This window comes from Alkaliphilus pronyensis, assembly GCF_009017275.1.
GTDB lineage: Bacteria > Bacillota > Clostridia > Peptostreptococcales > Natronincolaceae > Alkaliphilus_C > Alkaliphilus_C pronyensis.
Genome location: NZ_WBZC01000019.1, coordinates 41,902 through 59,570, shown reverse-complemented (window position 1 = coordinate 59,570; position 17,669 = coordinate 41,902). Strand labels below are relative to the sequence as shown.

14 protein-coding genes and 1 other annotated feature are annotated in these 17,669 nt (G+C 35.2%); of the genes, 1 reads left to right on the top strand and 13 read right to left on the bottom strand.

What is annotated here, in order from left to right; all coding sequences use genetic code 11:
- Positions 1-167 precede the first annotated feature (167 nt).
- From F8154_RS06455 to infC, 13 genes are all read right to left on the bottom strand, one after another.
- On the bottom strand, positions 168-2,024 hold the full coding sequence (locus F8154_RS06455; RefSeq protein WP_151860788.1) for a sigma-54 interaction domain-containing protein: 1,857 nt from the start codon (positions 2,022-2,024) through the stop codon (positions 168-170).
- 41 nt (positions 2,025-2,065) lie between these two features.
- On the bottom strand, positions 2,066-3,151 hold the full coding sequence (locus F8154_RS06450) for a dipeptide epimerase (protein WP_151860787.1): 1,086 nt from the start codon (positions 3,149-3,151) through the stop codon (positions 2,066-2,068).
- A 48-nt stretch (positions 3,152-3,199) separates the two neighbouring features.
- Positions 3,200-4,312 (bottom strand): alanine racemase, encoded by a 1,113-nt coding sequence (locus tag F8154_RS06445; protein WP_151860786.1) that lies wholly within the window; start codon positions 4,310-4,312, stop codon positions 3,200-3,202.
- 48 nt (positions 4,313-4,360) lie between these two features.
- Positions 4,361-6,772 carry a U32 family peptidase gene (locus tag F8154_RS06440; RefSeq protein ID WP_151860785.1) on the bottom strand — a complete coding sequence of 804 codons (2,412 nt, stop codon included), beginning with the start codon at positions 6,770-6,772 and terminating at the stop codon, positions 4,361-4,363.
- A gap of 99 nt (positions 6,773-6,871) precedes the next feature.
- Positions 6,872-7,459, bottom strand: a complete 588-nt coding sequence (locus F8154_RS06435; protein ID WP_192930185.1) for a cell division protein ZapA — start codon at positions 7,457-7,459, stop codon at positions 6,872-6,874.
- Positions 7,460-7,593: 134 nt separating this feature from the next.
- Complete coding sequence (gene pheT, locus F8154_RS06430) at positions 7,594-9,984, bottom strand: phenylalanine--tRNA ligase subunit beta (protein ID WP_151860783.1); 2,391 nt, start codon at positions 9,982-9,984, stop codon at positions 7,594-7,596.
- Between the two features lie 25 nt (positions 9,985-10,009).
- Complete coding sequence (gene pheS / locus F8154_RS06425; protein WP_151860824.1) at positions 10,010-11,029, bottom strand: phenylalanine--tRNA ligase subunit alpha; 1,020 nt, start codon at positions 11,027-11,029, stop codon at positions 10,010-10,012.
- 65 nt (positions 11,030-11,094) lie between these two features.
- Positions 11,095-11,319 (bottom strand) — a binding site (T-box leader).
- A gap of 212 nt (positions 11,320-11,531) precedes the next feature.
- Positions 11,532-12,353, bottom strand: a complete 822-nt coding sequence (locus F8154_RS06415) for a TrmH family RNA methyltransferase (RefSeq protein ID WP_243141191.1) — start codon at positions 12,351-12,353, stop codon at positions 11,532-11,534.
- Positions 12,354-13,001: a potassium channel family protein gene (locus F8154_RS06410; protein WP_151860781.1), complete on the bottom strand. Its 648-nt coding sequence runs from the start codon at positions 12,999-13,001 to the stop codon at positions 12,354-12,356. It abuts the gene before it with no gap.
- A 15-nt stretch (positions 13,002-13,016) separates the two neighbouring features.
- Positions 13,017-14,453 carry a TrkH family potassium uptake protein gene (locus tag F8154_RS06405; RefSeq protein ID WP_151860780.1) on the bottom strand — a complete coding sequence of 479 codons (1,437 nt, stop codon included), beginning with the start codon at positions 14,451-14,453 and terminating at the stop codon, positions 13,017-13,019.
- Between the two features lie 93 nt (positions 14,454-14,546).
- Positions 14,547-14,906 carry a 50S ribosomal protein L20 gene (gene rplT / locus F8154_RS06400; protein WP_151860779.1) on the bottom strand — a complete coding sequence of 120 codons (360 nt, stop codon included), beginning with the start codon at positions 14,904-14,906 and terminating at the stop codon, positions 14,547-14,549.
- Positions 14,907-14,931: 25 nt separating this feature from the next.
- Entirely contained in the window at positions 14,932-15,126 is a 195-nt protein-coding gene (rpmI, locus tag F8154_RS06395; protein ID WP_151860778.1) for a 50S ribosomal protein L35, read from the bottom strand.
- A gap of 20 nt (positions 15,127-15,146) precedes the next feature.
- Complete coding sequence (gene infC, locus F8154_RS06390) at positions 15,147-15,656, bottom strand: translation initiation factor IF-3 (protein ID WP_243141189.1); 510 nt, start codon at positions 15,654-15,656, stop codon at positions 15,147-15,149.
- 385 nt (positions 15,657-16,041) lie between these two features.
- Between infC and ftsH the strand changes: the two genes are divergently transcribed.
- Positions 16,042-17,622: an ATP-dependent zinc metalloprotease FtsH gene (gene ftsH, locus F8154_RS06385; RefSeq protein WP_151860776.1), complete on the top strand. Its 1,581-nt coding sequence runs from the start codon at positions 16,042-16,044 to the stop codon at positions 17,620-17,622.
- Positions 17,623-17,669: the final 47 nt, after the last annotated feature.

Here is a 17,669-nt window from a genome sequence, read left to right as displayed (position 1 = left end):
TGCAGGTTATAAAGTTTACTCTTCCGAATTTTCGAACTGATTTTTTTATTATTTATTCAAATTACCAACAGCTACCTATTCAGAACACTTCTACACATCTATTTTATGCCAAAATGCTTTTAGAGTAGCTTTATTCCGAAATTACGGAGCGATTCCTGTAGTGCGAACTAGTCAATGTGATATTTTTTCATTTTTTCATAAAAGCTGGTTTTCCCTATCTTTAATAGCTTAATGGCAGATTTCTTATCTCCACCACTAAGTAGAAGGACCTCCCTAATAGCCTTTTCTTCAGCCTCACCGATAATATCCTTTAATGATTTTATTTCTTTAATCTTTCTCTCTTTAGTTATTGAAGGTTCTATTGATAAGTGGGTTGATAAAATAGTATTACCTTCGGCAAGATTTACTGCCCTCTCAAGTATGTTCTCAAGTTCTCTAATATTCCCAGGCCACTGATAGTTTGATAACATACTAAGGGCTTCCCCTGAAATTCGTTTTTCTTGGCAGCCAATTCTTCTACAAATGTTTGGTAGCATTGAATATACCAGTGAATGTATATCCTGCTTTCTATCCCTTAATGGAGGTATCCAAATTGGGAAAACATTAATTCTATAATATAAGTCCTCCCTAAAATTCCCCTTAACCATCTCTTCTTCTAGGTTTTTGTTTGTTGCCACAATTATTCTTAGGTCAACTGTTATTTTCTTGTTTCCACCAACCCTATAAAAGCTTTTATTCTGTAAAACCTGCAATAGTTTTATTTGTAATACTGGTGAAATTTCACCTATTTCATCTAAAAAAATAGTGCCTCCATCGGCTAACTCAAACATTCCAGCCTTCCCGCTGATTTTAGCCCCTGTGAAGGCTCCTCCTTCATAGCCAAACAACTCACTTTCTAGCAATGCCTCTGGTATTGAACCACAGTTTACATGAATAAAGGGATTATGACTATATTTACTTGCTTTGTGTATGGCCTTTGCAAACAAGCTTTTTCCTGTGCCACTTTCTCCTAAAATCAACACAGTGGAGTTTGATTTTGATGCTTTATATGCAAGGTTTTTAACATTTCTTATTTCTTTACTATCACCAATTACTTCTGGAAACACCTCTGATAGTGCTTCTTCTTCCTTAAGCTTTTTCTCAGCCTCCTCTAGATTCAGTAATGCTTCATCCCTTTCTCTAATTACCCTTTTAATCTCTGATATATCCTCCACCTTAAGGGCTGCACCTACCCTTTTATCACCACTGTTTACAACCTCTAAGGTGCATATAGTTGGTCTTCCATTTATTTCTGTGAATTTTTCCCTATAGCTAATGTCCTTACCCTTTGCTGCTTCATAAAATTCCTTAATGGTAGGACTATTATTATGAATCTCGAATATATCTCTACCTATAACATCTATTGTATCTACATCTCTCCCTTTTGCCCTATAGCTGTATCCCCTTAATAAATTATTTATTTCTTCTCCTCTGGTTGTATAGCCCTTAGCCTGATAGAATTTTACATTACCATAGTCTTTATCTAAAATAACCATATGACCAATGGCATTTACATAGGACATTTCAAAGGCTTGTTCATCCACTGTTATATTAATTACTCTATTGTTATAATCAATAACAACATTTATTGTTTTGTTAAGGATTTCATGTGATATTGATAATATTCCCTTTTTTTCATATGGTTTGTGATATTTATATTTTGCCTTCCCATTAAACTCTCCAAATACTCCAATACCAACGATAGAATCATTGTGTTTAATGCTTCTATCATCAATTCCCATCACCTTTAAGTCATTAGGGGTAAGTCCACCATCATCTTTACCTAGACAGTTATCTGCAACTATAACAATATCTCCTTTATTGATAACGCCAGCCTTATGTCCTATTCCTTGATTGTATATTATTCCAAATATCTCTTTGGCCTTATTGTTGTAAATTTGTATTTTCCCTAGGTTATCAATAAAAATAAAGCCTTCAGACATCATGTCGGTAAACTCTTTTACATAACTATCTTTAATAAACATATATACTCATCCTTTAATTTTTTTCCCTTGCGTTTTCTTTATTAAAAAAAGGCATCTGAAATATTTGTAAAGCCTAAGCCTTTTTCTTCTGGAATTGTAATTCTGTAATCGTCGAAAATTGCCCCTCCATTAATTGGGTCTTGGCTACATAATGAAGGTCCATCTAGGTCTATTTTAGTAATTATGCTTTTTGCACCTGCTAAATGGGCTGCTGCTGTAACACTTATTTTACTCTCTAGCATACAGCCAATCATACATTCTACATTATATACCTCTGCAACAGAGCATATTTTTAGGGCATTATATATTCCCCCAGTTTTCATTAGCTTAATATTGATTAAATCAGCAGCCCTCATTTCTAGTATTCTCAATGCATCTCTTGGTGAAAAGACACTTTCATCTGCTAAAACTGGTATGCCTACATTGTCTGTTACAAGCTTTAGCCCTTCAAAGTCATGGGCTAATACTGGTTGTTCAACTAGTTCAATCTCTAAACCCTTATCCTCCATCCTTCTTAAAATACTAATAGCTTCCTTTGGCCTCCAGCCTTGATTAGCATCTATCCTAAGCTTAATATCATAGCCTATTGCATTTCTAATTCCTTTAATTCTCTCAATATCCTTCTGTGGATCCTTTCCTACTTTTATTTTTAGGGTTTTATAGCCTCTTGCTACTGCTTCTATACTGTCCTTAGCCATTTCATCTGGGTCGTTTACACTAATTGTAATATCTGTTATTATTTCATTCCTATAGCCTCCAAGAAGCTTGTATAGGGGTGCATTATGTAGCTGTCCAAACAAGTCATAAAGGGCTATGTCAACTGCAGCCTTACCACTGGTGTTTTTTATTAGGGAGCTATGGAGCTTCAGCATTACCTCTTCAAAGTTTTCTATGTTTAAGCCTATTAGCTGGGGCTTTATGTATTCATTTATAGCACCAATAATTGCTCCAGTTGTATCACCTGTAATTACAGCAGTAGGAGCAGCCTCTCCATACCCAACGTGTCCAGTATCTGTAGTTATTTTAACTACAACGTCTTCAATGGATTTAACTGTTCTTAGGGCAGTTTTGAAGGGTTTTACTAAGGGAACAGAAATCTTTCCAACTTGAATATCTTTAATCTTCATATTGCTTCCTCCTATTGTATATTAGTTTTGGTGTTTTAGCACCCGTAATTAATAAACTAAACCCCTAGCAGATACTAATATCTCCTTTTCAACCATCCTATTTCTAACACCATATATCCTATCCACCATATTGGCCACTGTACATGCATGATTAGGTATTATCTCAATAATATCTCCTATCTGTAGCTGTATTTTGCTTGGATTATACTGTAGCCTTCCCAGTTCTTCTGACAAGCCCTTTACTACTATCTCCTCAAATCCCTTAACTCTACCATAGCCAACTATGCTAGTATTTCCATGGGCACCAGTATCGAGGCATAGAATTTTGCTTCCTGCATCTATTATTGCTCTTCCTTCTTCAGGTATGCTAATTACTGTTGCCCTAACAAATAGTGAGCAATCATCCTCCTTCGCTACCCCTAAAGCCATTTGTACAGCATCATTAAACACATAGTTCCCTGGTCTAATCTGCTTAATTGAACTATAATTATTTATTACCTTTACAGTTGGGCTAGAGCCTATAGCAACAACCTCACAGGCTACTCCTTCCTCTAGCAGTTGCTTTTCAGCGGCTTCTATAGCCATTATTTCTTGATTAGCTGCTTCTATTACTCCCTCTCTATCTACCGCACCATAAACATGGCCACCATGGGTTGCAACACCCACCACCTTAAGATTACTCAGCTCTTTTAAGCTCTTAACAAACCTAGCAGTTTCCTCTGGCTTAATTCCTAGTCTATTTAAGCCACTGTCTATAATAACAATACATTTAAACAGGGTTTGGGAGTCGATTCCTGCTTTATTTAATATCTCAGCAGATATTAATGAGTCGATACTACAATAGACTTCAGCCTTTTTTGATAGGGCAATGAGTCTTTTAAGCTTACCTTCTCCAATTATTGGGTATGCCAGCATTATCTTTTTTACATTTGCCTCCAGCATTTTTTCAGCCTCCGAAAGCTTTGCTGCTAATATACCCTCTGCTCCAGCTTTAATTTGCTTATCTACTATGTAATGACTTTTATGGGTTTTTATCATTGGCCATAGCTTTACACCATGGTGATTTGCAAGCTGTTGCATTTCAGCAATGTTTTTTTCCAGCTTATCTAAATCCACCACCAAGCATGGGGTTTCTAACTCTGTAATTTTCAGCTTAATCACTCCCTTTTCTTAATAATCTCAATACTTTTACCTTCTGTTAATCTGGCTTTATTCTACCCCTCTAAAATAGTGTCCCCTAGTAAAGCTAACTGGCAAATCCCTTGTGGTTCCCTCCATATTTAAGGGGATTTTTTTAATCTTCTCCGTATCTTCATCAGTAATGGATACTTGAAGCCTATGTGGATTAACCTTTTTTATTTCCTTTAGCTTATCCAGCATGAATAATGGTTGTGAGTTTAAAACTATTGTTCTACCTAAAAAGTCCTTGGCAATTGGAAAAATCATATTTTTATGATCCCTTAGGCCCCATCTATAGCTGTAGGGTATATGGCTACATTGGTTACAGCTGTTAATGCAATTAGCAACATCATTTAAGGGACAGTATTCAAGAGTCATTGCCATTAGCTTTCCGTAGACAATAACTTCAATTTCCATAGAGCTACAGCTAAGTAAATCTCCTATGGACTTTAAGTCTAACTCAGTTGAGATAACTACTCCAGTAACCCCTAAACCCAATAGGGTATCTAGGCTATAGCTATTAAAAGGATTTAGGGTGTAATCGGCGATAACAGGAATACTATATTGATCCATTGCATTTTTTACCATACCAATATCACCTGCGAGAATACCATCTATTTTTAGATGCTTTAGCTTCTCATTAATATAATTATAATCTTTGTCCTTCACTATATTGGGTGATCTAAAAAATATATTCCAGCCTTTACCTTTACAAAAATCTATTGCTAAATCTAGGGTGTTTAAATCTCCGTAATATACCCTATCTATAGTAGGTGCATTAATACTTTTTAACTGCTTAATTGTGTCTACCCTAAGGGAGGTTTTTATAGTTTTTATATCTTTTCCTTCTGCCAACTTATAAACCGGCATTCTAAAGGGCTTTCTTACTATTTCCTTTATCATTTTTCTAGGGTGATGCTTACTTTTAATATCCGATAGCTTTTCTATAGCCCCTCTCCTAAGTCCATTAATAGTTGCTATAGGTGCTGAAGCTCCTTTTTCTAAATTAATATTAATATACTCAAATACAAAGGGTGTACCACCCAGTTTGTTTAGATTATCCCTTATTCGCTCTTCTGTTAATGGAGCCTTTATTGCTTTTTCAACTATAAATTCTGACTCCTGATAAGCTCCATTACCTAGCTCATCCCATATATATAGTTTTATGGCTTTGTCTATCTCTATTGTAATTTCACCCTTAAGCTTAATTGTAATATCCTTATTTTCATAGGTTTCTTGAAGCTGCTTTGTTAGCACTGCATCATGGGTTTTGAATATTTTATCTCCTTTGTTTACATTGCCCTTTACCACTATTTCTACAGTTTCATTTTTATCTGCCTTGTGTACTTTTTTGTTATTGATAGTAATAGTGGTTATGGCTCCTCCTACATCTTTACCACTAGAGGTTAAAGCTTCTATTCCATCTCCTACGGCCAGTGGCTTCTCCAGCTTTAGCCTAATAGTGTTTCTTCCTTTATCTACCCATAATACTTCACCTAAGTAAACTCCTCTATTACTTGGTTTTTCTATATTTACAATTTCCTCTTTAGGGCTTTCTAATATAAAGCCTCTAGTAAACCTTCTATTGAAAACCTGTGCAATTTCATCCCTTACCTTCTCTTCATCCATCATTTGCTTTGATATTAAATACCTATCAATTGCTTGCCTATAGCTTCTTACTATTGCTGCTACATAGTGGGGCTTTTTCATTCTCCCTTCTATTTTAAAGGAAGCTACTCCACCTTCTATAAGTTTGTCTATATATTTTATTGTATTTAAGTCCCTCATACTAATATGATAGGCTTCCTTCTTTAATTTTTTATTATTTTGTCCCAATAGTTCATAGCTTCTTCGGCAGGGCTGGGCACATCTACCCCTATTACCGCTTCTTCCTCCTATATAGCTACTGATTAAGCACTGGCCTGAATAGGATACACAAAGAGCTCCGTGAATGAAAACCTCAAGCTCCATACCTGTATTATTATATATTTCTTGGATTTCTTTTATATTCAACTCCCTTGCTACAACAACTCTTTTAACACCAAAGCTTTTAATAGCCTCAATTCCAGGGGTATTGTGAAGGGTCATTTGTGTACTACAATGGAGCTCAAAGTCCGGAAACCCGTAGCTAATTAAAGACAGTACCCCTATGTCCTGTATTATTAGTGCATCTACATCATTTTCATATAAGAAAGCTACATAATCTAATAGCTTATTTATCTCCACATCCTTTAAAAGGGTATTAATGGTAACATATACCTTCATACCTCTTAAATGACTATATTTTACAGCCTCAGCAATTGTAGCTCTATCAAAGTTAGAAGCATATGCCCTAGCACTAAAGTCTTTTCCTCCTAAATATACTGCATCTGCTCCATTTACTAGGGCAGCCCTTAGCCCTTCAAAATCTCCTGCTGGAGCCAATAGCTCAACTTTTTTCATGGCAAACAACCTTCCTTATAATGGAATACAAAAGTATGTAATAATAAAAAGTAGTAATATTATTATATCACTACTTTTTCATCTAATGTAGTCAACCTACTATTTGTAGTGACCTTTATCAGATCCTTCTACATAAGCATCTAGCTGCTTTCTTGCCTCAACCAGCTTTAATTGATTCTCAAATAGCTTGTTTTGAAGGTCGTTAATAATTTCTTCAGCTTTTTGTAGGTCTTTTTCCTTTTCCTTAAGGGTATCCCTTAGTAGGGCTGTTTCTTTTTCCTTTTTCTCTTTATACTCCTTTAACACCAATAGCTGTTGCTGCTGCTGTTGATTATGATACTCTGTTTCCTTCAAACGCTTTTCGGCTGCTTCAAGCTCTGTCTTCATTTTCTCAAGCTTATTTAAGGGGACAGTATATTGCTGTTGCAGGTGTTCTAACTCATCTTTTTGCTTTAAATACTGGTCTGCAATATTTATAGATGTTAAAACCGCAATCATCGATGTACTTAGTCTCTTATTTGTCCCTGCTATTTCCTCCATTCTATCGTCAACAAAGCTACCTACCTTCAAAAGGTATTCCTTTGGCTCTGCTCCAACTATAGGATATTCTTGTCCATTTATTTTAATTAATACTTTGTTTTTTACTTCCATTAAATCCAGCCCCTTTAAATGAATATATCTATTCACTTAAATAATTTCTTTATAAAATTATAATATCCTGCAAAAAATATTAACTTCTTAAATTTTTACTGGCCATAGTAAAGCCCAGCACTTCAATTTATTATATTGATTACCGGGCTGGGCTTTGCCTAAAGGCTTACCTAATCTCTTAGGCTTCCTCCTAGTTCATCTTCAATTTTTTTGAGTATTCTATCCTGTACTTTATTTACATCCTCATCTGTTAGTGTCCTCTGACTATGTCTATAGGTTAAAGTATATGCCACGCTTTTATGATCTTCAGATATTTGGTTACCTCTATATATGTCGAATAATCTAAAGCTTTCTAAGATACTTCCTCCATTATCCCTTATTATTTTTTCAATGTCCTTTACATATATTTCTTCCTTCAGAACAACTGCAAAATCTCTAGTGATTGCAGGATATTTAGGTAATGGCTTATAGCTACGGTCTACCCTAGCTAGGGCCAGTAGGATACTGAAATCCAACTCAGCACAATAGCTTTTTTTATCTAAACTATAGTTATTCATTACCTCTGGGTGTATTTCCCCTAAAGTACCAGCAACATTTCCGCCTATAAATAGGTTAGCACACCTTCCAGGATGATATGTTGGATGATTTTTTTCCGCCTCAAATTCAAAGTCATCTATTCCACTACCCTTTAGTAAGCCCTCAACTGCTCCCTTAAGTGTAAAGAAATCTTCTGCTTCACCATAGACACCAATTGCCAGCTGAGGCAACTCAAATGGAAGCTGATTTTCACCCTTAGGAATGAATATTTTCCCCAGCTCAAAGCCTCTAAAATCATGGTTGTTACGGTTTTGATTTCTCGATATTATCTCTAATAAATTAGGTAGTAGGCCAGTTCTCATTACACTTGTTTCATCCCCCAGTGGGTTTAGTAGCTTGACAAAATTTCTTTTGATGCTGTTTGAGTCAACCTTAATTTTATCAACTGTCTTAGGACTAACGAAGGAATAGCTTAAAACTTCATTAAAGCCCATTGCATTTAATAGCTGTTTGGTTTTATCCTCAAAGGCTTCACCATTAGTTTTACCTCCAACAACTATATTGCCCCTAGCCATAGTAGCTGGTATAACATCAAAGCCATATATCCTACCAATTTCTTCTGCAAAGTCGGCCTCTAGCTGTAAATCATCTCTATAGGTAGGTACTGTAGCCTGTAGCTTGCCTTCTATTAAATTGGCTTCTATTTCTAAGGATTCTAATATTTTAATCATTTCCCCTACTTCAATATTAGTGCCAAGTAATTCATTTATTCTATTTGGTCTAATACATAATTGTCTATTTTCTTTCTTATTTGGGTATACATCAATAGCATCCCTTAACACTTCACCTATTTCCAGCATTTCTATCAATTGACACACTCTATTGGCTGCCGTAAGGGCTAAATTTGAATCTACTCCTTTGCTGAAACGGGTGGAGGCTTCTGTTCTTAATCCCAATAGCTTTGATGTATTCCTTGTATTATCATTATCAAAGGAGGCCGACTCTAATAGGATGTTTTTTGTTGCCTTTGTTACTTCTGATTCTTCTCCCCCCATTACCCCAGCAATGGCAAGGTTTTTATCTTTATCGGCTATCATTGTCATTGTGGCTTTAAGGGTTCTTTCAACACCATCTAAGGTTTTGAACTTCTCACCCTCCTTTGACTTTTTAATGATTATTGTATCACCACTTATTTTATCTAAATCGAAGGCATGTAAAGGTTGACCATATTCAAGCATTACGTAATTAGTGATATCAACTATATTGTTTATAGGTCTTACTCCTGCTTTAATTAATCTTTGCTGCATCCACTGGGGAGATTCCTTTATTTCAACGTTTTTTATAAGGCGGGCTACATAGCGTAAACAGCCTTCTGTATCCTCAATAATAACTTTAGCTTTATCCGATGCCTTTTCTTCTATTCCATTAACCCTTATGTGTGGATATTCTATTTTTTCCCCTAAGGTAGCTGCAGCTTCTCTAGCTATTCCAACCATGCTTAAGCAGTCGGGTCTATTGGAGGTAATCTCAAATTCTATAACTTCATCCTTAAAGTTTATCACCTCCATAAAATCTGCACCTAATGGGTATTCTTGCTCTAAAACCCATATTCCATCCTTATTCTCCTCTGATATAAGTCCTTTAGCAATTCCCATTTCATCCTGTGAGCAAAGCATACCTTCAGATACTTCACCCCTAAGCTTGCCCTTTTTTATTTTAAGATTACCTGCAAGCCTTGCACCATCTATTGCTACTGGAACATAATCACCTTCTTTAATATTAGATGCACCTGTTACTATTTGTAGCATTTCCTCTCCTATGTTCACCTTACAGATAACTAGTTTGTCTGCATTAGGATGTGGTAGAATCCCTTCGATTTTTCCTATCACTACTCCTTCAATTCCTTCACCGAAGGCCTCAATCGTTTCTACCTTAGAACCTGACATAGTCATTTTATCAGCAAGCTCTTTTGTAGGTAGCTGTATATTTACATATTCCTTTAGCCATTTCACTGGTACTAGCATTAAGCTTCCCTCCTATATTGTTTTCTTAAAACTGATTTAAAAACCTAATATCATTTTCAAACAATAGACGTATATCATCAATTTCATACTTATTCATTATTAATCTATCTATTCCCATTCCAAAGGCAAAGCCACTATAGACCTCTGGGTCTATACCGCAGTTTGATAGTACATTTGGATGAACCATCCCACAGCCCAGTAGCTCAATCCAGCCGCTGCCTTTACATACACTACAGCCTTCTCCTGAACACTTAAAGCAGCTGGCATCAACCTCTGCACTTGGTTCTGTAAAGGGGAAGTTATGGGGTCTGAACTTTATTTTTGTATGTCCTCCAAAGAAATGCTTTACAAAGACTTCAAGGGTTCCCTTTAAGTCCCCTAGGGTTATTCCTTTGTCCACCACAAGTCCTTCCAATTGATAGAACATGGGGGAATGTGTGGCATCTGGTGTATCATTTCTAAAGCATCTACCTGGAGATATAATTCTAATTGGTGGCTTCAGCTTTTCCATTGTTCTAATTTGAACAGTTGATGTATGACAACGAAGTAAAATGTCCTCGGTTATATAAAAGGTATCACTCATGTCTCTTGAGGGATGATTTTTAGGAGAATTTAAAGCATCAAAGTTATAATATACGGTATCCACCTCTGGTCCTTCAACAACTTTAAAACCCATTCCTATAAAAATATCTTTTAGTTCATCCATCCCCTGTGTTAAAGGGTGTTTTTTACCTATTTTGAATTGTTTGCCTGGCATTGTTACATCTATTGTTTCGGATTTTAGCTTTTGCTGAAGCTCTTTGCCCTTTATGTTTTCCTTTGCAGCCTGTAGTGAGGCCTCTATTGAAGCTCTAACTTCATTGGCAACTTTTCCAACAATAGGTCTCTCTTCTGGGGATAAGCTACCCATTCCCCTTAAGACCTCAGTTAGCTCTCCTTTTTTGCCCAAATACTTAACTCTAGCCTTTTCTAGCTCATCTGAGGTAATGGCCTTATCAATTTCAGATTTGGCACTTGCCTCAAGACTCTTTAATTTTGCTTCCATCATACTACTCCTCTCTTAATAAATTACTAAATTTTAAAAAAGAACATATAATAAACCTTCATCCCAAAAGGGACGAAGGTTTTTACTCCGCGGTACCACCCTAATAGTGTAATTCTTTTACACCACCTTGAGAACAGTAACGGCTTAAACCGGTAAGGTCTACTGCTATTTCAACCCTACAGCTCCAGAGTGAACTTCAGCTATTCTTATAATAAGGATACTCTCAGCCAATTGTATCCTCTCTCTTTTAAAATAGTTTATAGCCTACTTTTCTCCTTCAAAGCTTTTTTATCTATAGTTTTTAATATCATTATTAATTCATGAGTTTTTTATACATTATATAGGCTGTTACGGAACCAGTTAACACAAATAACCTCCAGAATACATCAGCGGTCTTCATAGACCACACCCCTTCCCTATAGCCATTATAGGTATATTATAGCATAGTATAATTCCTATAACAAGGAAGTGTGAATAATCACGGGATAATTTTTTGAAATTTCTAACTATTTTCCTGCCTTCGTCCTTCTATAGCCTTATATATTAGTAGTGCTGCTGCCACTGAAGCATTTAAGGATTCTATCTTTCCATAGATAGGTATTTTTACGGCTTCATCAGCCTCATTTAAAAGCTCTCTTCTTATTCCATTTCCTTCGTTGCCTATAATTATTGCTATTCTACCAGTATATTCAATATCATTGTAGCTTTTAGGTGCTTCAACGTCACTTGCTATTAGTCTAATCCTATTATCCTTTATGAATTGTAGCCACTCTTGATCTTCATTACAGATAATGATTGGTACATGAAAAAGTGCTCCCATTGTTCCTCTGATGGTTTTGGTATTATATGGGTCAACACTTCCCTTTGTTAGAATAACAGCCTTTGCTCCTGCCGCTTCAGCAGTTCTAATAATAGTCCCTAAATTACCTGGGTCTTGAATTCTATCTAATACTACCACAAGGTCTTTTGGGGATATTATAATATCAGCTAAGCTGTTATCTTTAATCTTAGCTAAAGCAATAATCCCCTGTGGATTTTCTGTATCGGAAAGCTTTTTCATTAGCTCTGGAGTTATTTCAATTGCCGAAAGCTTCTCTTCAACCTGCTTAAGTAGGCTTTTCCCCCCCTCAACACTGTAAAGGGTTTTAGAAAATATAACTTTTTCTAAAGCTACATTGTTTTTAATAGCCTCATTAATAGCTCTTACACCTTCTATAATATAATTTTTATGCTTTTGCCTATTTTTTTTTAGCCTTAAGCCCTTTATATGTTTAATAATAACATTTTGCTCACTGGTAATAATTTGATACTCCACTTTATTCACCTAACCTCTTTGAATTTTTAATAGATCATCATTATGTCCAATTACCACCAGTACATCTCCCTTATATATAATATCTGTAGCTGTTGGAGATACATTTATTTTATTATCATGCTTTATGGCCATTATATTAATTCCATAACGGGAACGAATATTTAAATCTAATAGACTTTTTTCTTCCCACTCTTCTAGTGCAGTTATTTCAATAATACTATACTCAGGTGATAATTCAATATAGTCAAGAAGATTGCTGGCAATTAAATTATGGGCTACCCTCATTCCCATATCACGCTCTGGGAAAACCACCCTATCTGCACCAATTTTGTATAAAACCTTAGCATGTAATTCATTTTGAGCCTTAGCTACAACATATTTAACTCCAAGCTCCTTAACAATAAGTGTTGTCATAATTGAAGATTGAATGTTAGAGCCAATGGTTATTACTGCTACATCAAAGTTTCTAATACCTAATGATCTAAGGGCATGCTCGTCTGTTGCATCGGTCTGTACTGCATGGGTAACCTCCTCAGAAATGTTTTGAATTATTTCTTCATCCCCATCAATTGCCAATACATCATTACCCATTTTATATAGGGTTTTAGCTACACTACTTCCAAATCTACCACAGCCTATAACTACATACTGCTTCATATGATTTCACCCCTTCTATCCCACCATAATTTTTTCTTCAGGATATCTAATGGTCCCTTTATACTTTCTGCTCTGTCTTGCAAGTGCAAAAGCAATGGTTAAAGGTCCTAATCTACCAATAAACATGGCAATTATAATTATTACTCTTCCTAATGGACTTAGCTCTGAAGTAATACCTAGACTTAAGCCAACTGTACCTAAGGCTGAAGTCGTTTCAAAGAGAATTTCCATAAACTCAAAGCCCTCTGTTATTGTTAAAAGCATTGCCATTACAACAATTAGCCCAATACCAATAACTCCAATTGTCAACGATCTATTTACTATGTTCCGTGATAATCTTCTACCAAATAGTTCAGTTTCTTCTCTACCTTTTATTACAGAAATAACTGTAAAAAGAATCACCCCTAAGGTAGCTGTTTTAATACCACCAGCAGTGGAGGCTGGTGAACCACCTATATACATAAATACTATTGTTAGCATTTTTGAAGCAGTAGTCAATTGACTGGTGTCAATGGTGTTAAAGCCTGCTGTCCTTGGGGTAATGCTTTGAAAGGCTGAGGCCATAAGCTTTCCACCAAAGCTTAGCTCACCAATAGTATTGGGATTATTAAATTCAAGTAATAGGTATGAGACAAAGCCCATGCCCAATAAAAGACAGGTGATAAATATAACTAATTTAGAATGAAGGCTTAACTGTTTAAAGTTCCTTAAGGTAAAAAATTCTGATATAACCGAAAAGCCTATACCTCCAAGAATAATTAACAGCCAAATAGTCACATTAATAATTGGATCAGTAACATAGGGCATTAAGCTCCTTCCCTGCCCTATAATATCAAACCCTGCATTACAAAAGGCTGAAATTGAGTGAAATATTGAGTAGGCAATACCCTTTGACCACCCTAGCTCTGGAATAAATCTAGTAGATAGTAGGACTGCCCCTATTCCCTCTATAACAAAGGTTCCAAGTAATATGTACTGTGTAAATCTAACCAGACCAGAAAGGTCATTTTGATTTAATGCCTGCTGAATAATCAAACGCTCCTTTAAGGAAATCTTTCTACCTAAAACAATAGCAAATAGTGTAGCCATAGTCATAAATCCAAGTCCGCCTACTTGAATTAATATGAGAATTACTGTTTTACCAAAAACTGTCCAGTAGGTTCCTGTGTCAACAACCACTAAGCCTGTTACACAAACTGCAGAGGTCGATGTAAATAGTGCATCTAAAAACCCAATGCTTCTTCCATTTACAGAGGCTATAGGCAAATTAAGTAGCATTGCACCTATTAAAACAACAGATGCAAATCCCAACACTAAGACTTGAGTAGGGTCTAGCTTTATGTTCTCTATGTTCTTCATACCCTTCTCCCTCACAATTTTCATTTTTCCTATTATAACATTAAAGTAAAAATATGTTAAGCTATTAAAGCCCTTATAATGAATTATTAACATATTTATAAATGATATAGCCTAATTTTTATTTCATTTGCAATTAACGCTATTAATATATGTAAAAAAAGTCCCTAATCAGTGGGACTCTTAATTCTAAGCATTTAATTTTTGCTTAACGGTTTCAACTAATTGAGCAAAGCCTTCTTTATCATTAACAGCCATATCAGCTAAAACTTTTCTATTCATTTGAATACCGCTGGTTTTTAAACCATTTATAAATCTGGAATAGGATAATCCATTTGCCCTTGCACCTGCATTTATTCTTGTTATCCATAGTTTTCTAAAATCACGCTTCTTTAGCTTTCTACCTACGTATGCATGACTTAAAGCCTTCATAACGAATTGATTAGCTGGTCTAAAAAGCTTACTTCTTGCTCCTCTAAAGCCCTTTGCAAGCTTTAATATTTTTTTATGTTTTTTACGTGCATTAATAGCACCTTTAACTCTTGCCATTTTAAAAACCTCCTTTTCATATTATTTATGGTAATAGTTGCTGAATTCTTTTTTGGTCTCCTTTTGTAACAATTGCTGCTTTACGAAGTTTTCTCTTTCTTTTGGCAGACTTCTTAGTTAGTATGTGACTGGTGTAGGCCTTAAATCTTTTAAGCTTACCTGATTTAGTCTTTTTTAATCTCTTTGCTGCACCTTTATGGGTTTTCATTTTATTTGCCATTAGTATTTCCTCCCTTCAGATTATGGGTTTTTCGGAGCTAATATCATTATCATTTGCTTTCCTTCTAATTTTGCTTCTTTTTCTACTGTACTTACTTCTGTGAGTAAGGATGCAAATTCCTTAATAACCTTTACACCAATACTGGTGTTACTTAGTTCTCTTCCACGAAACCTCAAGGTAACCTTAACCTTATCACCATTTTCAAGGAATTTTAAAGCTCTATTGGCTTTAACATTTAAATCATGGGATTCAATATTTGGACTAAGACGAACTTCTTTTACAGTTACTACTTTTTGCTTCTTCTTTGCTTCCTTTTCTTTTTTGGCAAGCTCGTATTTATACTTACCATAGTCCATTATTCTACATACAGGCGGTTTTGCCTGTGGAGCAATTTTGACTAAATCTAGGTTTTTACTTGCTGCTAGGCTTAAGGCCTCTTTGGCAGAAAGAATACCTAACTGCTCTCCTTCATTATCAATTACTCTAATCTCTTTGTCTCTAATCTCGTCATTAATTTGTAAATCATTCAAATCTCTAATAAGCTAGCACCTCCATATTTAACATATAATAATTAAATTTTTACTTTTTCAAGCCTTAAAGAAAACTAAGTATTTCCCCAATAAAAAAAGCGAATACTTTTTGTATCCACCTCATTTTAATAGAAATAAAATATAAATTAAAAATAATTTACAATATTCTTCTATTAACCCTGTTAACCTTTGCTACAGGGTGAGAAGTGGAAACTTCTACTTTGTTGTCTTAAATATAATATCAAATAGGACTTGCAGTTGTCAACTTCTTTTGTCATAAATTTAATATTTTTCATATATTTCCTGCCTATTATTATAAATCACATTTATTATTTCTATTCTTTTGGGCAAGATAATTTTATAGACTAGATAAGGTGGTGATGCAGTGAAAAAAAGAATTATCTTTATACTCTTATGTTTGTTTATTGCTTTATCTGTACTGTCTAGCTTTTCTGGATGGACTGAAAATATAGCAAATAGTAAAATAACATCTGCCGATCGTTTACTGATATTTGGTATTACTGTTTTTCTGTTTATTTATTATATCAAACTTGACAAATCTCCTCAATATGCCCACGCCACCATCAACAGTGAAAAAAAGGAAAAGGATCAAAATGGTAATGAGTTTTTTACAAAGCCTAAGGTGACCTTTGAGGATGTTGCAGGTTTAGATGAGGTTAAGGAAGAATTGATTGAAGTAATAGATTTTATAAAAAAGTCTGAGAAGTATAAAAAGATGGGGGCTAAAATACCTAAAGGAATACTATTTTATGGACCTCCTGGAACTGGTAAAACCCTTTTGGCTTCAGCTGTGGCAGGGGAAACCAAATCTGCATTTTTTTCTGCAAGTGGTTCTGAGTTTGTTGAAAAATACGTGGGTGTTGGAGCAAAAAGAATTAGAACCCTATTTGAAAAGGCAAAAAAAGAAGCACCAAGTGTAATCTTTATTGATGAAATTGATGCAATTGGAGCTAAAAGACACTTGGATAGTAATAATGAAAAGGATCAGACTTTAAATCAACTTTTAGTTGAGCTTGATGGCTTTAATACAGATCAGACAGTGGTTGTCGTTGGGGCAACCAACCGCCTAGATTTATTGGATGAGGCTTTATTAAGACCCGGACGCTTTGATAGACATATGTATATAGGCAACCCAAACATAAAAGCAAGGGAGGAAATCTTAAAGGTTCATACAAAGAACAAACCCTTAAGCCCCGATATAAGTATTGAGACCTTAGCTAAAAAGACCCATGGAATGAGTGGCGCTCATTTATCTAATATCGCCAATGAAGCCGCTATAATAGCTGTACGAGAAAACAATACTATAATTACCCATAGGCATTTTGATTTAGCCATAGAAAGAGTAATAGCAGGGCTACAGGTGAAAAACCCAAATGTTTTACTGAAGGAAAAGCAAATAGTTTCTTATCATGAGGCAGGTCATGCTTTGGTTGGTAAAGTACTTAATACCGACATGGTTCAAAAGGTGTCAATTATTCCAAGAGGACAAGCATTAGGTTACGTTTTACAAATGCCACAGGATGATCGATATATAATGACTAAAACAGAGCTTTGTCATAAAATAATGGTAATGCTAGGTGGGCGAGCTGCTGAAGAATTAATATTTAACCATTTATCAACAGGTGCAAAGGACGACCTAAAAAAAGTAACGGATGTTGCAATGCAAATGGTTTGTGAGTTCGGCATGAGTGATTTAGGCTATTTATGTCAAGAGCCCTCCATGATTAGAACCTTAAGTCATCAAATTACTAAAGAAATGAATAAAATAATTGATCAGTGCTATAAGGATACTTCTAAGCTGCTTACTAATAATAAAGTGTATCTTGAAAAAATAGCTACCTCACTAATGGAAAGGGAAACCTTAAACTACGATGAGCTAAATCAAATACTTGGTGATGATTTTACTGGTCAAATTAAATCTAGTCAGGAGCTAGAGGCGGTTTAACAGCTTAGAAAAATATAAGAAATGGGATCTTTAGATGATCCCATTTT

Bases quoted from the DNA above. Each gene is read 5' to 3' on its own strand.
- F8154_RS06455 (WP_151860788.1), bottom strand. From the start codon at position 2,024: ATGTTTATTAAAGATAGTTATGTAAAAGAGTTTACCGACATGATGTCT.
- F8154_RS06450 (WP_151860787.1), bottom strand. From the start codon at position 3,151: ATGAAGATTAAAGATATTCAAGTTGGAAAGATTTCTGTTCCCTTAGTA.
- F8154_RS06440 (WP_151860785.1), bottom strand. From the start codon at position 6,772: ATGAAAAAAGTTGAGCTATTGGCTCCAGCAGGAGATTTTGAAGGGCTA.
- pheT (WP_151860783.1), bottom strand. From the start codon at position 9,984: ATGCTAGTACCAGTGAAATGGCTAAAGGAATATGTAAATATACAGCTA.
- pheS (WP_151860824.1), bottom strand. From the start codon at position 11,029: ATGGAAGCAAAATTAAAGAGTCTTGAGGCAAGTGCCAAATCTGAAATT.
- F8154_RS06410 (WP_151860781.1), bottom strand. From the start codon at position 13,001: ATGAAGCAGTATGTAGTTATAGGCTGTGGTAGATTTGGAAGTAGTGTA.
- F8154_RS06405 (WP_151860780.1), bottom strand. From the start codon at position 14,453: ATGTTAATAATTCATTATAAGGGCTTTAATAGCTTAACATATTTTTAC.
- rplT (WP_151860779.1), bottom strand. From the start codon at position 14,906: ATGGCAAGAGTTAAAGGTGCTATTAATGCACGTAAAAAACATAAAAAA.
- rpmI (WP_151860778.1), bottom strand. From the start codon at position 15,126: ATGGCAAATAAAATGAAAACCCATAAAGGTGCAGCAAAGAGATTAAAA.